Here is a 3,111-nt window from a genome sequence, read left to right as displayed (position 1 = left end):
AATCATCAAGCTTCAACACCGTGAACATCGACTCGGTAAAACCATCGCTGCCGCGCATCCGTTCCATCTCGCTCTCGTTAATGGCTTCAGATTCAACGTTCACCCCTTCACTCAGGATGACCGTTTGACGAGGTATTTCAACGACCTGCTAGATTTGCCGGTTTTCGACGGCTGACCTGTTGAGGTTACGGCCGTCGCTATCATGCGGCTCCCTTCCGGAGCCAGCATGAAAAAGGACGGAGAAATCAAATTGTTGCGGGAAGAACGGCGGAAAGGAGCGAGCCAGAAGCTGGCGGCAGCGTGAACAGGTATGAGTGAGCGCACGGTGCGTAAGTACGAGCGCGCTGGCACGTTGCCGAGTCAAATGAAGAAACCGCGCGCCCATCGCACGCGGGAAAATCCGTTTAGCCTCGATTGGCCCTGGGTTGAGGAACATCTCAAGCGAGATCCGGCGCTGCAGGCCAAGACGCTGTTTGCGCTTCTGTGCCAGGCGTTTCCGGGGCGATATCAGGAAGGGCAACTGCGGACCTTGCAGCGGCACATTCAAGCGTGGCGAGTTCGTCACGGTCCGGAACAGGAGGTCATGTTTCCACAGGAGCATGTGCCAGGGCGCATGGCTCAATCCGACTTCACTTCAATGAATAGCCTGAGAGTAACGATCTCGGGCACAGCATTCCCGCACCTGGTCTATCACTTGGTGCTGACTTACTCGAACGTGGAGGCTGTACGCATTTGCTTCTCCGAGAGCTTCGAGGCACTGGCCGAAGGGCTTGAAGCGTGCCTGTGGCAGATCGGCGGTGTTCCGGAATGGCATCGCACCGACAACCTGACTGCGGCAGTACGCGACCTCGATCGCGAGGGAAGGCATGAGTTCACGCAGAACTATCTTGCGTTGCTCGCCCATTACGGTATGCAGCCGTCAGCGAACACGGCCGGATGCGCGAATCAAAACGGTGACGTCGAGCAGTCGCACTTCCGGTTCAAAGAGGCAGTGGATCAGGCGCTGCGGGTTCGCGGTACGCGAGACTTCGGAACGCGTAGCGATTACGAACACTTCCTTGGTGAACTTGTTCGGCAGCGCAATCTCACACGCTCGCAACGATTCGAGGCGGACCGCGCGGCGCTTAGATCGCTGCCCCCGGCGCCGCTGGACTTCACGCGCGAGGTTACGGTGCGCGTTTCTCGCTTCAGGTTGGTTCGAGTTCTCAACAATCACTACTCGGTGCCGTCGCGGTTGATCGGTGCGACGCTGAAAGCGCGCATCCGCTCCGAGATTCTGGATCTTTACCACGGGACGGCACACGTTCTTACTCTGCCGCGCTTGAGCGGCCGTAATCAGCGACGAATCGACTACCGGCATCTGATCTGGTCATTGGTGAGAAAGCCCGGAGCGTTCGCGGCCTACTGCTATAGAGACGAGCTGTTTCCCACGACCACGTTTCGCCGCGCCTACGACGCATTGCTTGCCGCGACACCGACAAAGGCTGACCGAGAATACCTACGCCGGCTGCATTTGGCAGCGAGCACATCCGAGGTGGAAATCGACAAAGCAATCGGGCGCGTGTTGCATGACCAGCGCGTACCGACGCTCGATGTTGTTCGCGAACTCGTCGCCAGCCCGACGCCGACACCGGTGCCGAAGATCGGCAAGGCCTCTATCAACTTGCGCGATTACGACGCCCTGATTCCGTCACGGAGCAACCATGCATAACGCCCGTGAAGAATTGCTGGCGTCGCTTCGTGCGGTCAATCTCGGCGCCATGGCGGCAGCCGTGGAAGACGCGGCACTGCGAGCCGCGAAGGAAGGGCTGACTCATGAGGCATTGCTTCTCGAGCTGGCGCGTATCGAACGTGCAGCAAAGGCGTCGCGCCGAATTGAGCGGCTACTAAGGCAATCCGAACTGCTGCCTGAGAAGAACTTCCGGACGCTCAAGCTGGAAAGGTTTGATCCGGCCACTCGCATGCAGATCGAGCGGCTGCGCAGTGGCAGTTTCCTCAAGGATGCCACCAATGTGGTGGCGGTCGGTCGACCTGGTTCGGGGAAAAGCCATCTCGCCTGCGCATTAGGACACGTGCTCGTCGAGCAAGGGTACCCGGTGCTGTTCACACCAACCGGGGCCTTGGTGCAGCGGCTACTGGCAGCAAAGCGCGATCTGCGTTTGCCGCAGGAGCTAGCGAAGCTGGATCGCTTCGAGTGCCTCATTCTGGACGACATTGGCTACGTCCAGCATGACCGAGACGAAATGGAAGTGCTGTTCACGCTGCTCGCCGAGCGTTACGAGCGCAAAAGCATTGTCATCACGACAAACCTCGTGTTCTCGGAGTGGGAGCGCATCTTTAAGGATCCGATGACCACGCTCGCGGCCATCGACCGCGTCGTCCATCACAGTGTCGTTCTAGATCTCATGAGCGTTGAAAGCTATCGGACGAAGGCTGCCGGCGCGAAGCCGACAGCGTCGGCCTCGGTAGCAGCATAGGGCGGCAATCTTAGTTGTCGTCGGCGGCGGTTGTAGTTGACGCCAGACAGGGCGTTCTGTATGCGCGCAATAAACTGCAGATGGTCGATGAGAAGGTGGGACAGGACGGCGTGAAAGAGTCGAAGCTTGCTGTCGTTTCGTCAGAAGACAAGAAAGCTGAGTAGTTCTTAAGCACGATTTCTTGCGACTGGTGAGGCGTCGTGATTGGCGTTAGTTGGAGGTGATAATGAGCTTGCCGTGCGGGAAGGCGATTTTTACCCGCTGCCCGCACCTCCGAACCGTCGTGCTCGATCTACCGCTCGGCAAACAGTATGTCTGTCCGATAAGGTTCACCGGTTACTTTACCGCCAGGCGTGTCAGTCCTTGGATCTTAGCGGCACGAGTGAAATTCTTCGATTCGATGATTAAACACGCGATTCAGGCCGCCGGTGCGGTCACCGGCCTCCATCGGCCGGTCGATATTGCCGGAGCGCCATGGCTTCGGCGCGAATCGTTCTCCACAGCGGCCCGATCGGCGCGAGCAGGTTTACATAATACCGATTAGCGTATTTTGGGTTTGTTGCGGCTTTATCCTAATGTCGTGTTCTGGCTATTTACAGATGTCGGGTTTTTAACCGGTGGCAAGCTGGCGACT

2 protein-coding genes are annotated in these 3,111 nt (G+C 58.1%); both read left to right on the top strand.

The features are described 5' to 3' along the window. The first annotated feature begins 310 nt into the window (after positions 1-310). Positions 311-1,711 (top strand): IS21 family transposase, encoded by a 1,401-nt coding sequence (gene istA, locus NCS58_RS33995; protein WP_250539043.1) that lies wholly within the window; start codon positions 311-313, stop codon positions 1,709-1,711. Next, positions 1,704-2,477: an IS21-like element helper ATPase IstB gene (gene istB, locus NCS58_RS33990; protein WP_250478532.1), complete on the top strand. Its 774-nt coding sequence runs from the start codon at positions 1,704-1,706 to the stop codon at positions 2,475-2,477. Before istA ends, istB begins: the two co-directional genes overlap by 8 nt. Positions 2,478-3,111: the final 634 nt, after the last annotated feature.

The organism is Caballeronia sp. INML3B, assembly GCF_023631305.1.
Taxonomy (GTDB): Bacteria; Pseudomonadota; Gammaproteobacteria; order Burkholderiales; family Burkholderiaceae; genus Caballeronia; species Caballeronia turbans.
This window is presented reverse-complemented; position numbering and strand designations above follow the sequence as displayed.